This is a genomic window from Cohnella sp. GCM10012308 (genome assembly GCF_042649185.1).
Taxonomy (GTDB): Bacteria; Bacillota; Bacilli; order Paenibacillales; family Paenibacillaceae; genus Cohnella.
In genome coordinates this window covers 473,940-497,418 of sequence record NZ_JBHRYU010000001.1, presented here as the reverse complement: position 1 = coordinate 497,418, position 23,479 = coordinate 473,940, and the positions used below count along the sequence as shown (strand labels likewise).

Below are 23,479 nucleotides of genomic sequence, written 5' to 3'. Positions count from 1 at the left end.
ATCCTGGCGCTCCGCACACGGCCGCCGGGGGAGAAGCGCGAGATGAGCAAGCCAGCCAGCCAGACCAAAAGCGCTAAAGGCGGAGCCAAGAAAAAAGCGCACGCCGAGCATGTCCAGCCGCAGATGAAGGTCGTCTTGTCGGACGTATGCGCCGTATGCAAGACGCCGTGCGCGAGAGGCATCGCGTACCTCGAACGGATGTCGAAGCCGGGCGCGCTCGGCAAGGGCGTCCCCTGCGTCCTTACGCTTCCCAAAAAAGGGTGAAGCGAAAGGGGAAATAAACGGAAGGGGAGAGCATTTCCCGGGCAACCGCATATTCCGAGCCGTCCTGCCGACAATTCGGATTATCGGTCGAATCGTCCCGAAACTTTAATCTCTCCCCTTACCGCAACTTTTGCGAACGGCAGCGGTATATACGTTTACATACAACAAAATATCGTTTGTCAACTTGCGGCGAAATCGGAGGGATAGGTAATGAAGCTGCGCAGGCTTCTGATATTGACCGTCGCGCTCTCCCTGGTCGGCGGCTCCGCCATATACGCGGACACGATCGTGCAGAAGGTGCGGATCGTCATCAACAAGCAGGAGCTGGACGACCAGGGCATGCTTGAGGACGGCAAGGCTTACGTAGGCGTCCGCAGCCTGGCTGATATGATGAAGGCGCTCGTCATCTGGGACGACTCCTCCAAGAAGGTGTCGATCGTCAAGCCGAACGTTCACATGTTTTTGATGGACGGCAGCAAGCCGTTCGGGGGCGTGGAGCGCGGCAAAAAGAGCTTTAAGGTATTTTCGCAGGTGGACAATCTGAGCGTGTCGATCAATGCGTTCAAGGTGACGATCGCCGATCCTTACGGGGACGAGAAAGAAATCGAGACGCATACGAGCAAGGAAAGCGACTTCCCGACGGACAAGGATAACTTCTGGTTCACGAGCGGCGACTATGCCTACAACTTCAGCAGCGTGGGCAAGTACACGATCCGCTTCTGGATGAGGTCGGCCGACGGCGGGTCGTACCAGGTCGTGTCGGAGAAGACCGTATTCGCCAAATAAGCCGCGCCAGTCGCGGAATCGTGCAAGGCCGCGGACTTAGGATCGCGGCTTTGTCGCGTCGTTTGACCCGGTAGTGGGTTAGTGATAGGATAGGGCGAAGACTAATTTAACCGATGAACGGAGGTTCTCCCATGAGCGATCATGTTCATGACGAAAACTGCGATCACGAGCACGATGAAGCCGTATTCGTCGTGACCGACGAGGATGGCAACGAGCACGAGATGGTGCTGGTGTATACGTTCGAGAGCGGGGACCAAGCTTACGCTGTGCTGCTCGACCGCAACGATCCTGACGATGACGGCGTCATCTTCCGGATCGAGGAAGACGGCGAGGACGAAGTCCTGGTCAACATCGAAGACGATGAAGAATGGGAACGCGTTATGAAGGTGTACGAGGAACTGGCCGCGCAGGAAGCGGACTGACGCTCACGCAAAAAAGCCAATCCGTTCAAATGGGCGACAATGCCGTCATTTGAAGGATTGGCTCTTTTTATGTCCGTTTAAGAGATGGCGGTCTCCTCGACGATGACTTTGACGAACTCGACGTTGCGGTCTTCGGGACCCTTGACGGGCAGCCCGACCTCGAGGTGATCGACGATGTAGTCGATGTTGTCCTGGGAGATGACCTCGCCCGGCAGCAGGATCGGAATGCCCGGCGGATATACGTAAATGAATTCGGCGATGATCCTGCCCGCCGACGCGCGGAAAGGCACGATCTCCGTCTCGCCGTAGAAGGCGTCTCTGGGAGTAAGGGAGAGATGCGGGATCTGCGGGATCTCGACGACCAGCTCCTTGATCTCGCCTTTGCCCATATAGCTGTCGGACAGCTCGCGCAGGGCGGAGAGCAGAATGCCCATCGTCGCATCGTCGTCGCCCGGCGTCACGAGACATAAAATATTGTACATATCGCTCAGCTCGACCTCGATCCGGTGCTTGTCCCGCAGCCAGTTCTCCGCGTCGTAACCGGTGATGCCCAGATGGCGGACATGGATCGTCAGCTTGGTCTGGTCGTAATCGAAGGTCGCTTCCTCGCCCAGGATATCCTCGCCGAAGCAATACAGTCCGGGGATTCCGTTGATCTCCGATCGCGCGCGCTCGGCTCTGGCGACTGCGGTTGCGGCCAGCTCGCGGCCGTTCATCGCCAGGTGACGCCGCGCCGCGTCGAGCGAGGCGAGCAGCGGGTACGACGTCGACGTCGTCGTCAGCAGGCTCAGAATCGTCTGCACGCGCTTGACGTTGACGAGTGCGCCTCTGACGTTGAGCACCGAGCTCTGCGTCATCGAACCGCCGAGCTTGTGCATGCTCGTCGCGGCCATATCGGCGCCGGCCGCCATCGCGGACAGCGGCAGCTCGTCCGAGAAGTGAATGAGCGCGCCGTGCGCTTCGTCGACGAGTACCGGGATGTCATACTCGTGGACAAGATCCACGATCTCCTTCAGGTTGGCGCACACGCCGTAATAAGTAGGATTGATGACGAGCACCGCTGCCGCGTCGGGATGGCGCTCGAGCGCCCTGCGGACCGACTGGGTCGTCACGCCGTGATCGATTCCCAGGTTGCGGTCGCGCGCGGGCGACAGAAAGACGGGCCGCGCGCCGGCGAAGATGATCGCCGACAGGATCGATTTGTGCACGTTGCGCGGAACGATGATCTTGTCGCCGTTGCCGCAGACGGACAGGATCATCGCCATGATCGCCGTGCTGGTGCCCTGGACGGAGAAGAACGTCGCGTCGGCGCCGAAGGCGTCGGCGGCGAGCCGCTGCGCTTCGAGAATGACGCTTACCGGCTGGTGAAGGTCGTCGAGCGGCGCGATATTGATCAGGTCGATGTCCAGAACGTTCTGGCCTACGAAGCTGCGAAATTCGGGATCCATGCCCGCGCCCTTCTTGTGGCCGGGGATGTGGAACTGGACGGGATTGCGTTCCTTGTGGCGCAGCAGCGCATCGAACAAGGGCGTGCGGGAGTGGTCCACTTTAGCTTCACTGCCTTTCAATGCCGAACATAGATTGCGAACAAGCATGAGTATAGCAAAACCGCGGGGGATTGCAACCGTTGAAACAAGCCGCAGGAGCAAGCCGCGGGAGCCCGCCGCGCATGCCGGAGACGCGCGGCGAGCTGTCACCAAAACGTCATGCGCTTTCATTTGGAACGGTCCGGGTGTTGTGCTACCATATGAAGTAATGAGGAAGGCCGGCTCCCGAACGATTTCGGGCGCGGGTCTTTAATAGGGTTAAAGGAGAAAAAGACGTGAAAAGCAGGCTGATCATCGTAGGACTTATGTTGTTCACCGTATTCGTGGGATTCGGCATCATCATACCGATCCTGCCGCAGCTGGTGACGGACGCCAGCCCGGAATCGGCGAACTGGCATACGGGCGGCATGCTGTCGCTTTACTCGTTCGTGTCGTTCCTGCTGTCTCCCGTATGGGGCGGCGTATCCGAGCGGATCGGCCGCAGGCCGGTCATCATGATCGGCGTGCTCGGCTTTGCCGTCAGCTTCCTGATCTTCGGACTCGCGGACGGCAACCTGTGGATCATGTATGCGTCGCGGCTGCTCGGGGGCTTGTTCTCCGGCGCGGTTACCGCTTGCATCGTCGCTTACGTCGCGGACATTACGTCCGAGGAGAACCGTACGAAGGGCATGGCCGTCGTCGGGATGAGCATCGGCATGGGCTTCACGTTCGGCCCATTTATCGGCGGGGAGCTGAGCAATTTATTCTCCTTGAATACGCCGTTTTTCGCCGCGGCCGCGCTGTCGCTGCTCACGTTTTTGGCCGCCTGGCTCAAGCTGCCCGAATCGCTCACGGCAGACAAGCGCGAAGCCGCCAGACTGCAGAGGCGCGAGTCCCGCTGGACCGCCTTTCAGGGGCCGCTTAAGCAGCTGTACGTCCTCGCCTTTTTTGTCACGTTCTCGCTGGCCATATTGGAAGGCACGCTGCAGCTTTACGGCATCGACAAGTTCGACGTCACGCCGCGCAAGATCGGTCTCATGTTCTTCTTCTGCGGCCTGGTCGGCGCGCTTGTGCAAGGCGGGATCGTGCGGCGGCGCGTCAAGCCCGGACAGGAGAGCCGTTATATCGCGTTCGGCCTCGTCATCTCCGCGGCAGGCTTTTTCCTCTTGCTGACGGCTCAGAATTGGATCGCCGCTTCCGTGTACCTTTGCATTTTCGGCATCGGCAACTCGCTCATCAAGCCTTGCGTCACCTCGTTGATTACGCAAAAGACGACCGTCTCCCAAGGCGTCGCCTCAGGTCTCAGCTCCTCCATGGACAGCCTCGGCCGCATCGTCGGTCCGCTGCTTGGGGCCGCGCTCCTGTCCGCGCAAGCCGGACTTCCGTTTATCGTGTCCGGTCTGCTGTCGCTTGGCGCGCTTGGCCTGCTCGCCGGCTACCGCAGCTCCGACCGCGCCTCGTCGCGTTCGCAGCAAGCCTGATTGCGCTAAGCTTGGCGTACGATGGTTCCGACCGCCTCCCTTGGGGGCGGTTTCTTTTTGCGCTCAGGAAGACATTGGAAGCGGCCCGGGTCCGATTCCGACTCAGACTTAAGTCTGAGGGAAGGTCCGGTCTCTGGCCGTTGTTGCCTGCGGTCCCTTCTCCTTTATGCTTGATCGTAGCTGATGCAAGCAAGAGGAGAGGGGCTATTTTTATCGTGAGTTCATTCATTCAAGGCGTATTCAAAAACAAGGCGGCGATCGTCATTTTGGTCGTCATGACGCTGGGCCTGGGCGTCTTCAGCTATTTTAAGCTGCCCATGGAGTTCCTGCCCGAAGCCGACAACCCGCAGGTGACGGTCAGCGTCATCGGTCCCGGCTACAACACCGCCACCATGGAACGGGAGGTGACGGATCCGCTCGAGCAGGCGCTGTCCGCGATCAAGGGCAAGACGAGCATGCTGTCGACTTCGGGAGACGGCTACTCGCAGGTCAATCTGAACTTCGACTCGAAAACCGACATGTCGGAGGCGAAAGCCGAAGTCGAGAAGGCATCGGCAGCCGTGCAGCTGCCCGAGCGCGTCTCGAAGCCGTACGTCATCCAGTACAACACGTCGATGATTCCGATCTCGTTCCTGTCGCTGACGTTTAAGGACGGCCTGAGCGATGCGGACAAGGCCAAAGCCGAAGCCCGCGCGGTGGATGCCTTCCGGGCGATCGACGGCGCAGGCCAGGTTCAGCTGTCCGGCAAGTCGAGCCCGAGCATCGTCATCGTGCCGGATGCGGCAAAGCTCGCCGCCAAAGGCGTGCCGGCACAAGCTTTGTACGGGGTATTGCAAGGACGCACCGCGTCGGCATCGGTCGGCGCAGCCGTACTTGACGGCGAAGCCGTCAACCTGAACGTGAGCGCCGAGCTCGGCAGCGCGGAGGACGTCGCCAAGCTGCCGGTGGCGCCGGGCGTGAAGCTGTCCGACATCGCCAGCGTGACGCAGTCCAACGACAAAGAGAGCGTGAGCCGCATCGGCGGCAAGGACGCGCTCATGATCGTCGTCTCCAAAGGCGCCAACGCGAATGCCGTCAGCGTGGGCAAGGACGTCGCAAAGACGGCCGACCGGCTGATGGAAGAGGACGGCAGCATGGAGCTCAAAGTCATCATGAGCACCTCGGACCAAGTCGTTCACTCCGTGAACAGCATGATGCGCGAAGTGCTGATGGGCGCGCTGTTCGCCACCGTCGTCATCCTGTTGTTCATGCGCAACCTCCGCGCGACACTCGTCACGATCGTTTCGATCCCGCTGTCGCTAGGGCTTACGTTGTATCTGCTCGATCTGTCGGGCATCAGTCTCAACATTCTGACGCTGGGCGGCGTTGCCGTCGCCGTCGGACGGCTCGTAGACGACAGCATCGTCGTTATCGAGAACATTTTCCGCAGGCTCCAGAAGGAAAAGTTCTCCGTCTCGCTCGTCATCGACGCGACGAAGGAAGTGTCCACGGCGATCACCGCCTCGACGCTCACGACCGTGGCCGTGTTCCTGCCGATGGGCCTGCTCCGCGGCTCACTGCAGTCTTTCCTGCTGCCGTTCGCGTTGACCGTCACCTATTCGCTGCTGTCCTCGCTGATCGTCGCGTTGACCGTCATCCCGCTCATGAGCGCGGGGTTGCTGAAGCGGTCCGAGATTAAGGAGCACCAGCCTTCCAAGCGCTTTGGCGGCTTCCTCGAATGGAACCTGAAGCACAAGTGGCTCCCGCTGCTCGTCGCGCTGTTCCTGCTCGTCGGATCGATCGCGACCTACTTCAGCTTGCCAAAGGGCGCGATCGATTCGTCCGACGCCTCGAACGTCAACGTACAGCTGTCGTACCCGCAGGATACGCCGGTAGACCAAGTGCTTGAAAACGGCAAAAAGCTCGAGGCGTTCCTCTTGAAGCAAGAAGGCCAAGAGTGGGTGAGCATGGACATGGGCAACAGCGCGGACGGCGCCATGTACGGCAGCGTCAAGTCGCCGACCCAGGTTGACTATACGATTCAGATGAAGCCGAAGGCCGACGCGGAAAAAATCATCGAGGCGGTTAAAACCGAGCGGGCGAACTATCCGGGCGCCGAGTTGTCCGCATCCGCGGGCTCGCTGATGTTCGGCGGCGGAGGCAGCCAGGTTTTCGTCGACGTCGTTGGCGACAATCCGGAAGAACTGACCAAGACGGCCGACCTCGTCATGGGCAAGATCAAGCCGATCGAAGACGTGCTCAAGGTCGCCAGCAATCAACAGGAACGCAAAACCGTCTATACGCTGCAGGTCGATCCGACGGTCGCCAAGGCATCGGACATCGCTTCACAGCTGCAGGGCATGCTGAACGCGGTGCCGCTCGGGAACGTCGTCAAGGACGGCCAGCTGCTGCCCGTGTCGCTCGAGCCGCTGCTCGTGCCCGGCGCTTCATCCGAGCTGAACGATCTGACGGTCGCGACGGACGAAGGCCCAAAGAAGCTGTCCCAGATCGCCGAATGGGTCAAGAGCGACCAGCCGACCGAAGCCTATCACAAGGACGGCAAGACGTATATCCGCGTCAGCGCCACGGTCGATCCCGCACAACTGTCGATCGTAGGAAGCAAGATTTCGGACGCGATGAAGGATATCAAGCCGGCAGACGGCGTGAAGCTGTTCGTCGGGGGCGCGTCGGCCGACCAGAACGCAGACTTCGCGAGCCTGTTCATGATGATGCTCGTCTCGATCGGCATCGTCTACCTGATCATGGTGTTTACGTTCAAGACATTGCGGGCGCCGCTCGCGATCATGGCCTCGATCCTGTTCGTGCCGATCGGCGCCGTGCTCGGCCTGATCGTCACCGGCGTGACGCCGGACTTCACCGCGATCTTCGGCATCGTCATGCTGATCGGCATCGTCGTCACCAACGCGATCGTGCTCATCGACCGCGTCAAGAAGAACGAAGCCCACATGCCGATCCGCGAGGCGTTGATCGAAGCGGCCGGCACGCGGATGCGTCCGATCCTCATGACGGCCATCGCTACCGTATGCGCCATGCTCCCTCTGGTATTCGGCACGTCGGAGAGCGGCAGCATCGTGTCGCAAAGCCTTGCGATCGTCGTCATCGGCGGCCTGATCGTCGCGACGCTGTTGACGCTGGTACTCGTGCCTTGCGTTTACGAACTGCTGCACTTCCGCAAGGCGAAGCGCCAGCGGCGGGCGGCGAGCCAGTCGGCCGCGGCCTGATTCACTGCGAACGAAACAAGAGAAGCCTCTCCGGTCCGGAGAGGCTTCTCTTGTTTCGTTCGCTGTTTGGCTTTGGCGAATTTTGGTGTATGAATGAGTATGCGGATGACGGTCGGGGCTTCCTTTAGAAGGACAGCTTGTACAGCGGCAGCAGCCGGCGGAACGTATCCTCGGCCGTCCGCAGCAGACTGTCGGGACTAAGCAGGCGTTCGTCGCCGCGCGCGATATGGAGACCGCAGGTGATCTCCGCCGCTTTGACCGTTCTGAGCCTGGCCAGCCACTCGGTCAACGATTCGGCAGAGAGCTCCGCATGCGGCACCCCGTCCGGGAGCGTATGGTCCTTGGACCAAACGAACGAAGCGGGGATCGATGCGCGGATCGAATCGAGCTCGTCCGCCGCGCGTTCCGCGAACACCGTTTTGTTGCCGCTTTCGTAGATGATGGCGAACTGAATGAACAGATGCGTGGACCACAGTCCGATCTGAAAATGAGGATGCGCTTTGTAGCCGCGGGGATGACGCGACCACGCAACCCAAGTATCGTTCGGCGGATTGACCGACCGCCTGGCGTGCTTGGCCACGTGCGGATACATAGGCTCCGCGCACAGTTCGGCCAAATGGGGGGCCAGCGCGTTCCCGAGACCCTCCAGCTTGGGCCTGACCTGCCGGATGATCGCTTCCATCCGTCCTTCAAGACCCGGGACGGTCATGGCGTCGAAGTCCGAATCCGTAAAACCCGCGAATCCGGCGTTTAGTAGTGTGGACATGCTAGTCACCTCTTGAGGCAAATTTCGGTTGCTATTTTGCCCTCACTATACCGGAAAATAGTCAAGAAACCAAGTTGCCATAACATAAGATGAAGTATAAGATAAGGGTAAGAACAAATTATCTGAACATTCGGTCAACAACTCGATCGCTGCCCATATCGCAGGAGGGGGGGATGGCCGTGAACCGCAGCCATGAAGTCGAATATTGCAACTTGGAGCTTCGATTCGATCGCGGACAGATTCAGAGTTTGATTCGGGATTTGATCCAAGAAGGCTATTCCCTGTACTGGAACGAGAGCGAGTCGTATTTTCTCGTTTCCGTCCGCACGGGGAGGAGACTGCTGAAGCTGCGTTTCCAGCGAACCAGCGGACGCTACAAGATGGTCGGGGATTATTTAGTCAAGGACGAGAAGTTCGCGCTGTGGCTGGAAAAGCTGATCAACGATTCGAGAGGCCATGCCGTCGTCAAGCGTTTTCGCGACCGTCACTTGTTGATAGAGAATATTATGTTCGGCGAAATCATACGTCTCGTGGAGGTGTCAGGCATGGAGCATCGGATTATATTCCAGAAGCGCCCTCAGATCACGGTAGAAGATATGATTCAGGCTTACAAATCGAGGCGTGCCGAGCTGCGCGCGGGCGTGCTGCGGCTTGAGATCGACTACGAGCTCGCCGTTCTGCACGAAGCGATCCAGTCCGGAGACGCGGAGGGTGTCGAGGCCTCCAAGGCCAAGCTCGCTTCGATGAGGGTCGAGAGCCTCCAGCTCGAGCTTTAAGCCGGAAGAGAATGCATGGACGAAGGACGCTCCGTCAGGAGCGTCTTTTTTTGCGTTCGATTTTACGGCCGAATTGTAGGAATTGTTGTTGTCCTGCGACGCATCAACGGGTTAAAATGTGTGGTGGCAATGAAGACATGAGAACGAAGGCATGAAAACGAAGGCAGGACATCGAGCGCGTACATGATGCCATGAGGCGAATCCGGAGGAGGATATTCGAATGAAGCTATCTTCAAATGACAAGCTGGTCATGATCGGCGACTCGATTACGGATTGCGGGCGGGGCCGACCGTTCGGCGAAGGGCTGGGCGCCGGGCTCGGCAACGGTTATGTCTCGGTTGCGGCCGGACTGCTGCAAAGCATCTATCCGGAGCTCGCGGTGCGGGTCGTCAACGTCGGCACGAGCGGCCACACGGTCCGCGATCTCGCGGGACGCTGGCAGACCGACGTGCTGGACTTGTCCCCGGACTGGGTATCCGTCATGATCGGCACGAACGACGTCTGGCGCCAATACGATCAGCCGTACATCAAGGAGTCACACGTATACGCGGAGGAATACGAGGAGACGCTTAGCGAGCTGGTTGAAAAGACGCTTACGCACGTAAAAGGAATCGTGCTCATGACGCCGTTTTATCTCGAGCCGAACCCAAGCGACGCCATGCGCCAGTCGATGGACCTGTACGGCGGCATCGTGAAGCGGATCGCCGAAAATCACGGCACGCTGTTCGTAGACACGCAGGCTGCGTTCGACAAGATCCTCGCGCACGTTTATCCGGCGACGATCGCGTGGGACCGCGTTCATCCGAGCGCGACCGGCCACATCGCTTTGGCGAAGGCGTTCCTGGACGCGCTGGGCTTTTCCTGGGACGGCGCCGCACGGGCGGAGTAAGTCTCGAAAAGCGCGTTCCGGCGCCGTTTTCAGCGGGGCGGGGCGGCCGGTTTTCATCTTCAGGCAAAAAGAGTACAATAAGGATTGGCTGAGAACGCGCAGAAAAAACGGCTTAACGGCTTGGAGAAAGGAATCGAAATATGTCTAATGCAAATATCGGCGTCGTCGGCATGGCCGTCATGGGACGCAATCTGGCGCTCAACATCGAGAGCCGCGGCTTTACCGTAGCCGTCTACAACCGTTCGCGGGAGAAGACGGACGATCTGATCAACACGGACGGCAAGGGCAAGAATCTCGTGCCTACATACACGGTCGAGGAGTTCGTGGCTTCGCTCGAGAAGCCGCGCAAGATTCTGATCATGGTCCAGGCCGGGTCCGGCACGGACGCAACGATCGAATCGCTCGTGCCTCACCTCGATAAGGGCGACATCATCATCGACGGCGGCAACGCCTATTTCCCGGACACGCAGCGCCGCAGCAACGATCTGACGGAGCGCGGCTTCCACTTCATCGGCACCGGCGTATCCGGCGGCGAAGAGGGCGCGCTCAAGGGCCCGTCCATTATGCCGGGCGGTCCCGAAGAAGCGTACAAGCTGGTCGAGCCGATCCTGACGGGCATCTCCGCGAAGGTTAACGGCGATCCATGCTGCACGTACATCGGTCCGGACGGCGCGGGCCACTACGTCAAGATGGTTCACAACGGCATCGAGTACGGCGACATGCAGCTCATCTGCGAAGCTTACCAACTGCTCAAGGACGTCCTCGGCGTGCAGCCGGACGAACTCCACGAGATTTTCGGCGAGTGGAACAAGGGCGAGCTCGACAGCTACCTGATCGAGATCACGACCGACATTTTCGCTGAAAAGGATCCGGAGACCGGCAAGCCGATGGTCGACGTCATCCTGGACTCCGCCGGCCAGAAGGGCACGGGCAAATGGACGAGCCAAAGCTCGCTCGACCTGGGCGTGCCGCTGTCCATCATCACGGAATCCGTCTTCTCGCGCTTCTTGTCCGCGATGAAGGAAGAGCGCGTCGCCGCAAGCCAAGTGTTGAAGGGACCGGCCAAGACGGCGTTCGCCGGCGACCGCGCCGCGTTTATCGAGAGCGTGCGCAAGGCGCTGTTCGCCAGCAAGATCTGCTCCTACGCGCAGGGCTTCGCCCAAATGCGCGCCGCTTCCGAAGAGTACAACTGGAACCTGCAGTACGGCAACATCGCGATGATCTTCCGCGGCGGCTGCATCATCCGGGCACGCTTCCTGCAGAACATCAAGGATGCTTACGACCGCGATCCGAGCCTTCGCAACCTGCTGCTCGACGAGTACTTCAAGGACGTCGTCGAATCTTACCAGGACGCATGGCGGGAAGTCGTCTCGTCCGCCGTCAAGTTCGGCATTCCGGTACCTGCGTTCGCGAGCGCGCTCGCTTATTACGACAGCTACCGCTCCGAGCGTCTGCCGGCCAACCTGCTGCAGGCGCAGCGCGATTACTTCGGCGCGCACACGTTCAAGCGGCTGGACAAGGAAGGCACGTTCCACCACAACTGGCTGCACAACTAAGCGTGAAGCCCGCATAGATTCAACAGGACGGCCGATCGAGCCCATCTAGTCCGGGACTCCTTCGGCCGTCCCTGCGATATGCGGTCGCGAGAGTCTGCGAGTAGGAATGCGCCAAATATGCTATGATGAGGGACGAGGCGTCCACCAGCCCTCCGGAATGAAAAAAGACGCAGGCCGCGCTGCCGCGCGACTAGCGTCCTCAGATTCCTGCCGGCTTAAAGCTCGTTCCAGGCCAGCATGCCGCCGACCATATTGACGGTACGTCCGTAGCCGAGCTGGCTCAAGTACTCGCAGGCTCTGCCGCTTCGTCCGCCGCTGCGGCAGATGAAGATGACTTCCTCGTCCTTCGGAATCTCGGACAGCCTGTCCGGCAGCGTCCCGAGACGGATATGCTTGGCGCCCTCGATCATGCCCGCGGCGACTTCGTCGTCCTCGCGGACGTCGATCAGGTGCAGCTTTTCGCCCGCGTCTAGCCGAGCCTTCAATTGATCGACCGTCGTCGTTTCATACATGCTCATCTGGATCGTCCTCCATCGCTCGATTAGCTTCAGTCCCATCATACGGACACGACGCGCCGCAAGTCAACTTGCGCGGCAACAACACCATACATAACCGTTTCCCCTCATAAACGGAAGGAGAGCGCTGCCAAATGGATATGATCGTCACACCGACCCCGCGGCTCGCGGGCGAGATTCAAGCCTTATCGTCCAAAAACTATACGACCCGGTATCTCCTCGTCGCCGCGCTGGCGGAAGGCACGAGCGTCATTCGCTATCCGGCCCACAGCGAGGACAGCGACGCGCTGCGCCGCTGCGTGCGGGATTTGGGCGCCGTCCTCGAAGAAGACGACGAGAAGATCGTCGTCACGGGCTTCGGCAGCCGTCCCAAGCCGGTCAAGGAACTCGACGTCGGCAATGCCGGCGCGGTGCTGCGCTTCCTGATGGCCGTGGCGGCGCTGCTGCCCGAGGTGACGTTCGTCAACAAGTACCCGGAATCGCTCGGCAAACGGCCCCATGACGACCTGATCACGGCGCTCGAGCGTATGGGCGCGACGATCGAGCACCGCGAGGGCAAGCTGCCGATCACGATTCGCGGCGGCGACGCCGTCCGCGGCGGCAAGATACAGGTATCGGGCAGCGTGAGCTCGCAATTCCTCAGCGCGCTGCTGTTCCTGACGCCGCTGCTCGCGGAGGACAGCGAGATCGAAGTGCTGAACGATCTCAAGTCGAAGGTCGTCGTCGGCCAGACGCTCGAAGTGCTGGCCCAGGCCGGTATCGTCGTCGAAGCGTCAAGCGATCTGATGCGCTTCAAGGTGCCCGGCGGCCAGCGCTACCGCGCGCAAGAGTATGTCGTGCAGGGCGACTATCCGGGTTCGGCCGCGATCCTGGCGGCAGCCGCCGTCACCGAGTCCGACGTCACGGTGCATCGTCTGCTCGAGGAGAGCAAGCAGGGCGAGCGGGCCGTCGTCGACGTGCTCAAGGCGATGGGGACGCCGCTTACGCACAAGGACGGCATCGTGCACGTTCAGGGCAACGGCAAGCTCCGCGCCGTCGAATTCGACGGCGACGAGTTCACGGACGGCGTGCTCGCGATGGTGGCGGCAGCCGTGTTCGCCGAAGGCACCTCCCGGTTTTATAACGTAGAGAATCTCCGCTTCAAGGAATGCGACCGCATCACCGATTATTTGGCCGAGCTGCGCAAAGCCGGCGCGAACGTGGAGGAGAAGCAAGACGAGATCATCGTCCACGGGCGTCCGGAAGGCGTGGAGGGCGGTGTGACGATCGACGCGCACTACGATCACCGCGTCATTATGGCGCTCACGGTCGTAGGGCTCCGCGCGAAGGCGCCGCTGACGATCAAGGATGCGCACCACGTCGCCAAGTCTTATCCGAATTACTTCGATCATCTGACGGCGCTGGGCGCCAACGTGCGCTGGACCGAATAAGCCGCTGGGCGAGCGTTAACTTTATCCTACGGAGGTAGACGAGCATGCCGTTCGAGAATCCAAGCCGCGACGAGATCAAACGCATTTTGCAGGAGACGAGAAACATTGCCGTGGTCGGATTGTCGGGCGATCCGGACAAGACCAGCCATATGGTGTCCGCCGCGATGCAGGCGAAGGGCTACCGCATCATCCCCGTTAATCCGAAGGAAACCGAGATTCTCGGCGAGAAATGCTACAAGTCGCTGGCGGACATTCCGGAGCCGATCGATATCGTTAACGTATTCCGGCGTCCGGAGCACACCCCTCCTATCGCAGAAGAGGCTGTCGCCGCTGGGGCCAAGACGCTCTGGCTGCAGCTGGGCATCGCGAACGACGAAGCGGCATCGATCGCGGCCGCCGGCGGCCTGACCGTCATCATGGACCGCTGCATCAAGGTCGAGGATTCGATCCTGCTTCCGCAAGGGAAAAGCTGACCGGACATTCGCTTCTCGCGGACGGGCCGCGCCTTCAGCCATAAGCGCTGCGGTCGGTCCGTCCTTTCTTTTTTACGCAATGTATGGCCCCTATATCTTGAACCTACCGCGAGAGAGGAGGAGGGAATGCTCGCATGTTCGGAATCGGCTATTTGCAAAGGCTCGGCCGGGCGATGATGCTGCCGATGACGGTTTTGCCCGCGGCGGCCATTTTCCTCATGCTGTCGCGGCTGCCTTGGGACTCCGTCGGCTTACAGTCGGCGCCCGTGCTTTTGCATTCGGCGGGCATGGCGATTTTCGCCTACGTGCCTTATGTATTTGCGGTGGGCATCGCCCTGGGCTTGTCGAACCAATCCGTGCACGCCGGCATGGCGTCCCTGGTCGGCATGATTATTTTCGGCGCGGTGACGCAGGCCTACGATCCGGGTGGCGTTCAGCCTTCGATGTTCGCGGGCGTCGTCATCGGGATGCTGTCCGGCTGGGCCAACGAACGCTTCAAGTCGTTCCAGCTGCCCGAATCGCTGCAATTTTTCGGCGGGACCCGATTCGTGCCCATCTTCATGAGCGCCTTCTCTTTCTTTTTCGCGTGGCTCATGATCGGGATCGGCCAGGGGCTGCTCGCCTGGATCGGCGCGACCGGAGGCCTGGTGAATTCGGCGGGCGGCTTCGGCATATTCCTGTATGGATTTTTGCATCGCATTTTGGTCGCTTTCGGGCTCCACCATCTACTCAATCATCTGTTCTGGTTCCAGATCGGCGACTATACGGCGCCAGACGGCAGCGTCTATTTCGGCGACATGCCGAGATTTTTTGCCGGGGACCCGACTGCCGGCGTCTATATGACCGGGCTGTATCCGGTCATCATGTTCGCCTTGCCGGCCATCGCCTACGCGATCATACATGAGGCGCGCGAAGACTTGAAGCCCAAGACTGCCAAGCAGTTCCGGGTGGCGGCGCTGACGGCCTTCGTAACGGGCGTGACCGAGCCGGTCGAATTCGCGTTTCTGTTCGTGGCGCCTTATCTTTTTATCGTGCATGCGCTGCTGTCCGGCGGGATCATGTGGCTCACGTACGAGCTGGGCATTCGCGAAGGGTTCACCTTTTCTGCAGGAGCGCTCGAGTATATCATCAACTTCAGGCTGTCGGAGCGGGGCTGGCTGATCATTCCGATTGGCCTGGCGGTAAGCGTCTTTTACTACGTGCTGTTCCGTTGGAGCATCCGCAGGTTCCAGCTGTCTACGCCGGGACGCGAGGACTCCACGCGGCTGGACGATTGGGGCGGCGATATTCCGTACAGAGCGCCGCTCGTTCTGCAGGCGCTGGGCGGCAAGGACAACATTTCGCGGATCGAGGCCTGTATTACCAGGCTGCGGCTGACGCTTAACGACGACAGGCGGGTCGACGCGAAAAGCCTGCGGCATCTTGGCGCCGCTGGCGTCATCCGGCTTGGCGGCGGTCACGTGCAGGTCGTATTCGGCACTTACTCGGATTTGATCCGCGGCGAGATCGTCAAGCTGATGCAGCTCGACGTGCACCAGGTCCAGTTCCATGCGCCGCTGCAAGGACGCATGATCCCGCTCGAGGAAGTGGACGATCCCATTTTCGCGCAGAAGCTCGTGGGCAATGGCGTCGCATTTATTCCCGAAAAGGGAGAGCTGGTCGCGCCGGTGCGGGGGAAGATCATTCACCTGTATCCGACCAAGCACGCGATCGGGATCGAGACGCCGGAAGGACTCGAGGTGCTGCTTCACATCGGGATCAACACGTCCCAGATGAACGGGGAAGGATTTACGGCGCTCGTCAAGGAAGGCGACGAGGTCATGCCCGGGCAGCCGCTCATCCGGTTTCATTTGCCCACGCTCAAGGCGCATGCCAAGTCGCTGGCGACGCCGATGGTCATTACCAACTCGGATATCGTGCGCTCCTGGCGCTTCGCGCCGTTCAAGGCGGTTAAAAAAGGTCAAGCCGCGGTCATGTCGGTCGTCGTAAGAGAGAGAGAAAACGGGGGGGCGGAGTTATGATCCAAGCGATCGGAGGCTCGGAGGGCATTGCCATCGGCAAGGCGTTCGTGCTGCCCAACTGGGAATGGGAGCTGCCCGAACAGAAGATCGACGCGCTCGACCTCGCGCTCGAATTCGAACGGCTTTACGAGGGGGTCAAACGTTCGAAAACAGAGATTCGCCAAATGAAAAGCGATCTCGACGAAGCGGTCGGCGCGGGAGAGGCCAGCATTTTCGACGCGCATCTGGCCATTCTGGACGACCCCGTCTTCATGAACGAGATCCAGGGCATCATCCAACGCCAGTACAAGGCGGCGGAGGTTGCGGTAAAGGAAGCGATCGATCACTTCGTGACGATGTTCGACCTGCTCGACGACGAGTACATGAAGGAGCGGGCGCTCGATATCAAGGACGTCGGCAACCGGCTGCTAAAGCACCTGCTCGGCGCCCCCGAGATCGCGCTGCCTACGGATGCCCAGCCGTTTATTCTGGTTGTGCGGGAGCTGACTCCGTCCCAACTGATCCATCTCAAGCCCGACGTCGTCCTCGGCATCGTGACGATGATCGGCAGCGCCTCCTCGCATTCGGCGATCATGGCCAGGGCGTTCGGCATCCCGCTCGTCATGAGCGTCGAGGGCAAGCTGTCCGAGCCGATCGTGACGGGCGACCTGCTTATTTTGGACGGCGGCGCCGGCACGCTTGCGGTCATGCCGAACGCGGAGACGGTCGGCAGGTATACGGAGCTTCGCAAGCAGCACCTGGATGCCAAGGAGCGGCTCCAGGAGCTCGTCCAGGTGCCTTCGGTCACGCCGGACGGCGAGCGGCTCTACTTGGCAGCCAACATTAGCTCGATCAAAGAGCTGGATGCGGCGCTTACGCGGGGCGCGGACGGCGTCGGCCTGTTCCGGACCGAATTTCTGTACATGGACCGCTCGCGGTTCCCGACGGAGGATGAGCAGTTCGAAGTATACAAGGCGGCGGCCGAACGTCTGGGCACCGCTACGCTGACGATCCGCACGCTCGACATCGGCGGGGACAAGCAGCTGGATTATTACGATATGCCGGAGGAAAACAATCCGTTTCTCGGCTATCGCGCCATTCGCTTCAGCCTGGACCGGAGCGACCTGTTCAAGACGCAGCTGCGCGCGATCTTGCGGGCGTCCGTCTTCGGCAACATCCGCATCATGTATCCGCTCATCGCGTCAGTCGACGAGGTACGGGCGGCCAATGCCCTGCTGGCCGAAGCCCAGCGGGAGCTTGCGGCGGAGGGGCTTCCCTTCCGCGATGGACTGCCGACCGGCGCGATGATCGAGGTGCCCGCCGCGGTGATGATCGCCGACTTGCTTGCCAAGGAGGTATCCTTCCTCAGCATCGGCACCAACGACCTGATCCAGTTCACGCTCGCCGTCGACCGGATGAACGATCAGATCAACCATATGTACGAACCGTACCATCCCGCCGTGCTTCGCATGCTTCGCACCGTAGCGGAGTCCGCCGCCAGAAACGGCGTTCCCGTGAGCGTATGCGGGGAAATGGCCGGCGACGTCCGGGCGATCCCGCTCTGGGTCGGCCTCGGCATCCAGATGCTCAGCATGTCCGTGCAATCGGTGCTTCCGGTCAAGGCGACGATGCTGCGCACGAACGCCATGGCCTGCAAAAAGGTTACGGAGGAGCTGTTCGCGCTCGGGACGGCCGCCGAGATCAAGGAGCGGCTGGAGCGGTTCCATGCCGGGGCCGCGGTGCAGGACGAGCGGCTCCATCCGGGCAAAAGGTAGGGCCGGACTGCAAGCGCGCATAATAAAGATCCGCAAACGGGCGACAGCCGCCGTTTACGGATCTTTTTTAATGGCCGATATAAAATGGATCAGGACAGTCTGCCGTATAAAACGTCGCAAAATGCCTTTGCATATTCGGGCAGGTCCGGCGGACGCCTTGCGGAGATCAGGTTGCCGTCCACGACGACGGCTTCGTCGAACCAGACCGCGCCCGCGTTTTCCATATCGTCGCGGATGCCGGGCGTGGACGTTACCTTGCGTCCTTGAAGGATCTTGGCGGAGATCAGCACCCATCCCGCGTGGCAGATCTGGCCGATCGGCTTGCCGGCGGCGTCGATCTCACGCACGAAAGCCTGAACGCGCTCGCTGCGGCGGATCTTGTCCGGCGCCCAGCCGCCCGGCACGAGCAGGCCGTCGCATTGCTCCGCATCCAGCTCCTCATAGGAAATGTCAGCGACGGCAGGCACGCCGTATTTGCCGATGTGCTTGCGTCCTTTCTCCGGACCGGCGTACAAGACGACTGCGCCTTCTTCGCGGGCGCGGTATACCGGGTACCACAATTCCAAGTCTTCGAATTCGTCGTCGATCAGACAAATGACGCGTTTGGCTTCAGTCAATTCGATTCCTCCCAGGTAGGCTGTTCATTGCGCGTATGCGCGTCAAATATCTTCTATCCTAGCACATTTGTGAGAGGCGTTCATCCGTATGCAGGTATTGTTTTAATACCGATTCGCTTCCATAATTTACAGTCGTTTGCTGAGGAGGAGTTGAAGGCGCGTCCGCCGAATATACTTTCTCAACGTCCCTCCCGGGGATTTTGGAAACGCGCGCGCGGCGCGTAAGGAGAGAGTCAGTTGTTCAAACGGTGTATATGCGGGGAAGCGATGGCGCTCGGTCTCCGCAAGGTCTTTTATTCCAAGACGGTGAGCATCGCCGGCGTACCCGTGTACGCTTGCGGGCATTGCTCGCGCAACGTCGTATATCCGGGCGTCAAGTCGGATTTGAGCAGCCTGTTGTCCGCCTTGGGCTCGAAGCCCTTGCCGCGGGAAATTCGGTTCGACGAAGTGCACGAATGGGCAGGCATGCTCAGTCAGGCCGTTTCTAAGAGAATGCCGCTGAATGCTGCGAGAATCGCCAAGCTGACGGAGGAACGAACGAACGAACTGCTCGATCTGCTCTTGATCGCCGCCTCCCTGGGAGACCTGGCCTGGAAGCGAGAGCTCGAGGCTAAGCTTGCGCAGCTTAACGGACAATACATATTTTAGGCGAATTTTGAAGGAGCGGCCGCGCTCCTTTTCTTTTTTTTGCGAAACTTTTTCATTTCTGATACCATGAAAATCAATGAAACTTATTTTCAAGGAGGATGCATGCGATGTCGGATGTGAAAAGACTGCAGACTGTCGAACAGTGGGAAGAAGCGCTTAAAAACACGTCGAGCAAACCGCTGCTCGTCTTCAAGCACAGCACCTCCTGCCCGATCAGCGCGGGTGCGCACGACGAGCTGGACCGCTTCCTCGGCGGACGCGGAGAGCTGCCCGTGGACGTCGCCATCGTGCATGTCATTGAGGAGCGCCCCGTGAGCAATGCGATCGCAGAAGCGCTGCAGGTGCAGCACAAGTCGCCGCAGGCGATTCTGGTCCGCGACGGACATCCCGTATGGGACGAATCGCACTGGCGCATTACCTCGGATTTTCTGAACGAACGCGTCGGTTCGGAAGGTTAAAAGCGCGACGGATGTCGGGGTTTGCCATTGCGGAAACGCCCCTTTTGTCGTATCATTACCTTAATATACCATGGACGGGTCCTCCAATCGGACAAAGACCTGACATGAGCAAATGGAGCGGTGAGATGTGACGGTAACTATCTATGACGTAGCCCGCGAGGCCGGCGTATCGATGGCGACGGTATCCCGCGTCGTCAATAACAATCCTAACGTAAAGCCCCAGACGAGAAAAAAAGTATACGAAGCGATCGAGCGTCTCGGTTACCGGCCGAATGCCGTAGCCCGTGGCCTCGCCAGCAAGAAGACGACGACGGTCGGCGTCGTTATTCCCGATATCGCGAATGCCAACTTCGCCGAAGTCGCGCGCGGCATCGAGGATATCGCCAACATGTATCATTACAATATCATTTTGTGTAACGCCGACAAACGCAAGGAGAAGGAGATTCGCGTCATCAACACGCTGCTCGAGAAGCAGGTGGACGGGCTCCTGTTCATGGGCGGCGTCGTGACGGACGAGCATATCCAGGCGTTTAATACGTCCAACGTGCCGATCGTCCTTTGCGCGACGACCGACGAGAAGGGCACGATGCCTTCCGTCGATATCGACCACGAGACGGCGGCGTACGACGCGGTCCGCAAGCTGATCGGCGAGGGCCATAAGCGCATCGCGATGATCAGCGGCACGCTTCAGGATCCGGCCAACGGCTACGCTCGTTATCAGGGCTACAAGCGCGCGCTCGAGGAGAGCGGCATCGCGTTCGACGAATCGCTCGTGCGCGTCGGCAACTACCGCTACGAATCCGGCATCGAGGCCGTTCAGTACTTCCTCGAGCTGGAAGAACGCCCGTCGGCCGTATTCGCCGCTACCGACGAGATGGCGATCGGCGCCATCCACGGCATCCAGGACGCAGGACTGTCGGTGCCGGAAGACATTTCCGTGATCGGCGTGGACAATATCCGCTTGGCTTCGATGGTCCGTCCGCTGCTGACGACGGTCGCGCAGCCGATGTACGACATCGGCGCCGTCTCGATGCGTTTGCTCACCAAATTAATGAAAAAAGAAAACGTCGAGCAGGCTAGGGTAACGCTCCATCACGAGCTGATCGTTCGCAATTCGGTCGCGCCGCGCGGCTAATCGCCGTCATTTGGCACGGACCGTTCCATAACCTGTTTGATCGCCCTGCGCGGACATTGATCGCCCGCCGCAGGGCTTCTTATTCGAGTTTTAAAGGAGATATGCTCATGATCGGCATTATCGGCGCCATGCAGGAAGAGATCGACCTGCTGCTCGGCGCCTTGGAGGATGCGGTGGAGATGCAGCGCTCCGGCATTCGTTACGTGGCGGGCAGCCTGCACGGACACAAAGTCGTCGTATGCAAGTCCGGCGTCGGCAAGGTGAACGCGGCAATCTGCACGCAGGTGCTCATCGACCGCTTCAACGCGGACAGGGTCGTGTTTACCGGCGTAGCGGGCGCGCTCGATCCTGAGCTCGACATCGGGGACATCGTCGTATCCTCGAGCAGCATGCAGCATGATATCGACGTGACGGCGCTCGGCTATGCGCGCGGCGTTCTGCCCTACCAGGAGATCTCGGACTGGGCGGCGGACGTAGCGCTGATCAAGGCGGCGCGCGAAGCAGGGGACAAGCTGTTCCCCGGTCATATCAAGACCGGCAAGGTGCTCTCGGGCGACCAGTTTATCGCCGACAGAGCACTGGTCGTGCGGCTGAGGGACGAGCTTCAGGGCTCGTGCGTGGAAATGGAGGGCGCTTCCGTCGCGCAAGTATGCGCGATGAACGAGGTGCCGTACGTGGTCATCCGCTCCATCTCGGACAAGGCGGACGGCTCGGCGGACGTGAACTTTACGGAGTTTACGGTGACTGCATCCAACAGGTCGTTCGCGATCGTCAATGAGATGCTGCAGCATCTGGGCAAATAACGATGATTATCAAACCAGCAGGTGTCTTGTCCGGTCAAGCCGGCGATACCTGCTGGTTTTTTTCTGAAAAGTGTGCCGGTTATCCCAGGTGCTGAAGCGCCAGAGCCACAATCTCGCGGTTTTTGGCCGTGATCTCGGCTCGGCGGGGCATCGGCGACCACAGCGACGTATCGTCGAGCCAGAATCGCGGCAGGTCCGCCGGCCGGCCTGGCGACGAGAGCCGGGGCCAGGAGGCGGGGAGAGGTCCGCCGTCCGGTGACGCGTCAATCGACGCGAGCAGCGGATGGTCACTCATCTCCAGCCAGAGCAGGCTCCAGGCTCGGGGGACGACGTGCCAATGCTCGTAGCCGCCGCCGCCAAGCGCGATCCACCGGCCGTCCGTATGCTCGTGCGCCAGCCGGTGAATGAGGCGAGGCATCTCGCGGTAGATTCGCATGCTGCAGTGAATATGCGCGAGCGGATCGAGCGCGTGGGCGTCGCAGCCGTGCTGGCTGACGATGACGTCGGGCTTGAATGCGCGCATGACCTGTGCAAGGCCGCTCTCGAAGCTCTCGAGCCAGGATTCGTCCTCTGTATACGGTTCCACGGGAATGTTGAGACAGGCGCCGTAGCCGCTGCCTTCGCCGCGCTCATGCGCGAACCCACTGCCCGGGAACAGGAACTTGCCCGTCTCATGAATAGAATAGGTAAAAATGTCCGGGTCCGTATAGAAACTCCACTGCACGCCGTCGCCGTGATGTACGTCGGTGTCAATATAAAGCACCTTGGCGTCGTATTTGCGGTGGATCCAGGAGATCGCGCACGCGGCGTCATTGTAGACGCAGAAGCCCGCGCCCCGCTCGCGGAAGGCGTGATGGAGGCCCCCGCCAAGATGGAGGGCGTGCTTTGTCGCCCCTGACATGACTGCCTCGGCGGCGCTCAGCGAGCCTTGGACGACGGCCAGCGCAGCGTCGTGCATGCCGGGAAAATAGGGCGTGTCGCCGTCCTCCTCGAGGCCGTATTGCTCGGCCAGGTCCTGGTAGGACACGGCAGGGGCCGCAATGCTTAGCGCGCGCGCCGTCTCGACGTAGTCGGCCCGATGGATGGCATTCACGGCCTCGGCCGCGCCCTCCGCGGTCGGCATGAGCTTGTCTTCCGGCCCGAGCGCGCCGCAATCTGCGAGCAGCTCCTCGGTCAAGGCGAGCCGGATCGGGTGAAAAGGATGATCTTCGCGAAACGAGTACCGCTTTACGGCGCTGCAGTCGATCCAGCGCGCGTGATCGCTTTTCGATGACACAGGGGTCGCCTGCCTTTCGTCAATACATAAACCGCTGGCGGAATCTCACGCGGTCGAATTGCTCGGCAGACGACAACGGCACGTCCTTGCCGATACGCACCATCAGGCAGTTGGCCGGATGCGCGCAAATCTCGGGATCGTCCGTCGCGAACCACACCATGCCGACGGACTTCATTAATTTTTCCATCATCTCGCGGTATTGCCAGACGTTAAGCCCGCTTTTTTCCAAGTCCCAGTGCCAATAATATTCGGTCGTATACACGATGGCATTGTCCAGCTGCTCCTCCGCGAACGCCGCGACGATCATCGCTTTGCCGAGGCCGAGGGACCGATATTCGTCGGCCACCTCTATGGCGCCTAGCTCGATCAGATCGTCCATGCCGCCTTCGGACCAGCGCTCGAGTTCGTCGGGGTAGTGGAAGGTGACGTAGCCGACGATCAAATCTTCTTCGCGGGAGATGATAATGCGGCCTTCGGGCAGTCCTGCGATCTCCACAAGCGCCTCGTGCTGCTCCCGGGGCCTGCGGAAGGCGTCGAGCTTGTCGTGGAGCCGGTAGTCCTTCAGCCGCTCCGGTTCGACCGGACCTTCGATGACGATCGGACCCGCCCTTCCGGGCCTGGCGACGCGCTGATAGCGCTTGTAATGTTCCATGCGCACGCTC

At 60.3% G+C, this 23,479-nt stretch carries 22 protein-coding genes; 16 read left to right on the top strand and 6 right to left on the bottom strand.

What is annotated here, in order from left to right; all coding sequences use genetic code 11:
- Nucleotides 1–42 precede the first annotated feature (42 nt).
- The 3 genes from ACFOTD_RS02310 to ACFOTD_RS02300 all read left to right on the top strand — a co-directional run bounded on the left by ACFOTD_RS02310 (nucleotide 43) and on the right by ACFOTD_RS02300 (nucleotide 1,472).
- Nucleotides 43–264, top strand: a complete 222-nt coding sequence (locus ACFOTD_RS02310; RefSeq protein ID WP_378115324.1) for a hypothetical protein — start codon at nucleotides 43–45, stop codon at nucleotides 262–264.
- Between the two features lie 210 nt (nucleotides 265–474).
- Nucleotides 475–1,050, top strand: a complete 576-nt coding sequence (locus ACFOTD_RS02305; RefSeq protein WP_378115323.1) for a stalk domain-containing protein — start codon at nucleotides 475–477, stop codon at nucleotides 1,048–1,050.
- A gap of 131 nt (nucleotides 1,051–1,181) precedes the next feature.
- Nucleotides 1,182–1,472, top strand: a complete 291-nt coding sequence (locus ACFOTD_RS02300; protein ID WP_090115327.1) for a DUF1292 domain-containing protein — start codon at nucleotides 1,182–1,184, stop codon at nucleotides 1,470–1,472.
- Nucleotides 1,473–1,549: 77 nt separating this feature from the next.
- Here ACFOTD_RS02300 and ACFOTD_RS02295 read toward each other — a convergent pair whose 3' ends face one another.
- Entirely contained in the window at nucleotides 1,550–3,019 is a 1,470-nt protein-coding gene (locus ACFOTD_RS02295; protein ID WP_378115321.1) for an aminotransferase class I/II-fold pyridoxal phosphate-dependent enzyme, read from the bottom strand.
- Nucleotides 3,020–3,294: 275 nt separating this feature from the next.
- Between ACFOTD_RS02295 and ACFOTD_RS02290 the strand changes: the two genes are divergently transcribed.
- Both ACFOTD_RS02290 and ACFOTD_RS02285 read left to right on the top strand, forming a co-directional pair.
- Nucleotides 3,295–4,479: an MFS transporter gene (locus ACFOTD_RS02290; protein WP_378115319.1), complete on the top strand. Its 1,185-nt coding sequence runs from the start codon at nucleotides 3,295–3,297 to the stop codon at nucleotides 4,477–4,479.
- 215 nt (nucleotides 4,480–4,694) lie between these two features.
- Entirely contained in the window at nucleotides 4,695–7,700 is a 3,006-nt protein-coding gene (locus tag ACFOTD_RS02285) for an efflux RND transporter permease subunit (protein ID WP_378115317.1), read from the top strand.
- 124 nt (nucleotides 7,701–7,824) lie between these two features.
- Here ACFOTD_RS02285 and ACFOTD_RS02280 read toward each other — a convergent pair whose 3' ends face one another.
- Nucleotides 7,825–8,466: a YktB family protein gene (locus ACFOTD_RS02280; RefSeq protein ID WP_378115315.1), complete on the bottom strand. Its 642-nt coding sequence runs from the start codon at nucleotides 8,464–8,466 to the stop codon at nucleotides 7,825–7,827.
- Nucleotides 8,467–8,645: 179 nt separating this feature from the next.
- On the opposite strand from ACFOTD_RS02280, the gene ACFOTD_RS02275 reads away from it, so the two are divergent.
- From ACFOTD_RS02275 to gndA, 3 genes are all read left to right on the top strand, one after another.
- Nucleotides 8,646–9,242: a hypothetical protein gene (locus ACFOTD_RS02275; protein ID WP_378115688.1), complete on the top strand. Its 597-nt coding sequence runs from the start codon at nucleotides 8,646–8,648 to the stop codon at nucleotides 9,240–9,242.
- A gap of 220 nt (nucleotides 9,243–9,462) precedes the next feature.
- Nucleotides 9,463–10,131, top strand: a complete 669-nt coding sequence (locus ACFOTD_RS02270) for an SGNH/GDSL hydrolase family protein (RefSeq protein ID WP_378115313.1) — start codon at nucleotides 9,463–9,465, stop codon at nucleotides 10,129–10,131.
- Between the two features lie 140 nt (nucleotides 10,132–10,271).
- The gene (gene gndA / locus ACFOTD_RS02265; protein ID WP_378115311.1) at nucleotides 10,272–11,687 is read left to right on the top strand and encodes an NADP-dependent phosphogluconate dehydrogenase; all 1,416 of its coding nucleotides are present in this window, start codon (nucleotides 10,272–10,274) and stop codon (nucleotides 11,685–11,687) included.
- A gap of 215 nt (nucleotides 11,688–11,902) precedes the next feature.
- On the opposite strand, the gene ACFOTD_RS02260 is transcribed toward gndA, so the two are convergent.
- Entirely contained in the window at nucleotides 11,903–12,205 is a 303-nt protein-coding gene (locus ACFOTD_RS02260; protein ID WP_378115309.1) for a rhodanese-like domain-containing protein, read from the bottom strand.
- Nucleotides 12,206–12,336: 131 nt separating this feature from the next.
- On the opposite strand from ACFOTD_RS02260, the gene aroA reads away from it, so the two are divergent.
- From aroA to ptsP, 4 genes are all read left to right on the top strand, one after another.
- The gene (gene aroA / locus ACFOTD_RS02255; protein WP_378115307.1) at nucleotides 12,337–13,632 is read left to right on the top strand and encodes a 3-phosphoshikimate 1-carboxyvinyltransferase; all 1,296 of its coding nucleotides are present in this window, start codon (nucleotides 12,337–12,339) and stop codon (nucleotides 13,630–13,632) included.
- A gap of 44 nt (nucleotides 13,633–13,676) precedes the next feature.
- Nucleotides 13,677–14,105 carry a CoA-binding protein gene (locus ACFOTD_RS02250; RefSeq protein ID WP_378115305.1) on the top strand — a complete coding sequence of 143 codons (429 nt, stop codon included), beginning with the start codon at nucleotides 13,677–13,679 and terminating at the stop codon, nucleotides 14,103–14,105.
- A 134-nt stretch (nucleotides 14,106–14,239) separates the two neighbouring features.
- Complete coding sequence (locus tag ACFOTD_RS02245; RefSeq protein ID WP_378115303.1) at nucleotides 14,240–16,126, top strand: glucose PTS transporter subunit IIA; 1,887 nt, start codon at nucleotides 14,240–14,242, stop codon at nucleotides 16,124–16,126.
- Nucleotides 16,123–17,880 carry a phosphoenolpyruvate--protein phosphotransferase gene (gene ptsP, locus ACFOTD_RS02240; protein ID WP_378115301.1) on the top strand — a complete coding sequence of 586 codons (1,758 nt, stop codon included), beginning with the start codon at nucleotides 16,123–16,125 and terminating at the stop codon, nucleotides 17,878–17,880. Before ACFOTD_RS02245 ends, ptsP begins: the two co-directional genes overlap by 4 nt.
- Nucleotides 17,881–17,969: 89 nt before the next feature.
- Here ptsP and ACFOTD_RS02235 read toward each other — a convergent pair whose 3' ends face one another.
- A complete protein-coding gene (locus ACFOTD_RS02235; protein WP_378115686.1) occupies nucleotides 17,970–18,503 on the bottom strand; it encodes a type 1 glutamine amidotransferase domain-containing protein in 534 nt (177 codons plus the stop codon).
- Nucleotides 18,504–18,734: 231 nt separating this feature from the next.
- Between ACFOTD_RS02235 and ACFOTD_RS02230 the strand changes: the two genes are divergently transcribed.
- The 4 genes from ACFOTD_RS02230 to ACFOTD_RS02215 all read left to right on the top strand — a co-directional run bounded on the left by ACFOTD_RS02230 (nucleotide 18,735) and on the right by ACFOTD_RS02215 (nucleotide 21,541).
- A complete protein-coding gene (locus ACFOTD_RS02230) occupies nucleotides 18,735–19,145 on the top strand; it encodes a hypothetical protein (protein ID WP_378115299.1) in 411 nt (136 codons plus the stop codon).
- A 107-nt stretch (nucleotides 19,146–19,252) separates the two neighbouring features.
- Nucleotides 19,253–19,603 carry a bacillithiol system redox-active protein YtxJ gene (gene ytxJ, locus ACFOTD_RS02225; RefSeq protein WP_378115297.1) on the top strand — a complete coding sequence of 117 codons (351 nt, stop codon included), beginning with the start codon at nucleotides 19,253–19,255 and terminating at the stop codon, nucleotides 19,601–19,603.
- A 127-nt stretch (nucleotides 19,604–19,730) separates the two neighbouring features.
- Entirely contained in the window at nucleotides 19,731–20,738 is a 1,008-nt protein-coding gene (ccpA, locus tag ACFOTD_RS02220; RefSeq protein ID WP_378115295.1) for a catabolite control protein A, read from the top strand.
- 107 nt (nucleotides 20,739–20,845) lie between these two features.
- Entirely contained in the window at nucleotides 20,846–21,541 is a 696-nt protein-coding gene (locus ACFOTD_RS02215) for a 5'-methylthioadenosine/adenosylhomocysteine nucleosidase (protein WP_378115293.1), read from the top strand.
- A 79-nt stretch (nucleotides 21,542–21,620) separates the two neighbouring features.
- Here ACFOTD_RS02215 and ACFOTD_RS02210 read toward each other — a convergent pair whose 3' ends face one another.
- A complete protein-coding gene (locus tag ACFOTD_RS02210) occupies nucleotides 21,621–22,817 on the bottom strand; it encodes an acetoin utilization protein AcuC (RefSeq protein WP_378115291.1) in 1,197 nt (398 codons plus the stop codon).
- 19 nt (nucleotides 22,818–22,836) lie between these two features.
- Complete coding sequence (locus ACFOTD_RS02205) at nucleotides 22,837–23,469, bottom strand: GNAT family N-acetyltransferase (RefSeq protein ID WP_378115289.1); 633 nt, start codon at nucleotides 23,467–23,469, stop codon at nucleotides 22,837–22,839.
- Between the last annotated feature and the right edge of the window lie 10 nt (nucleotides 23,470–23,479).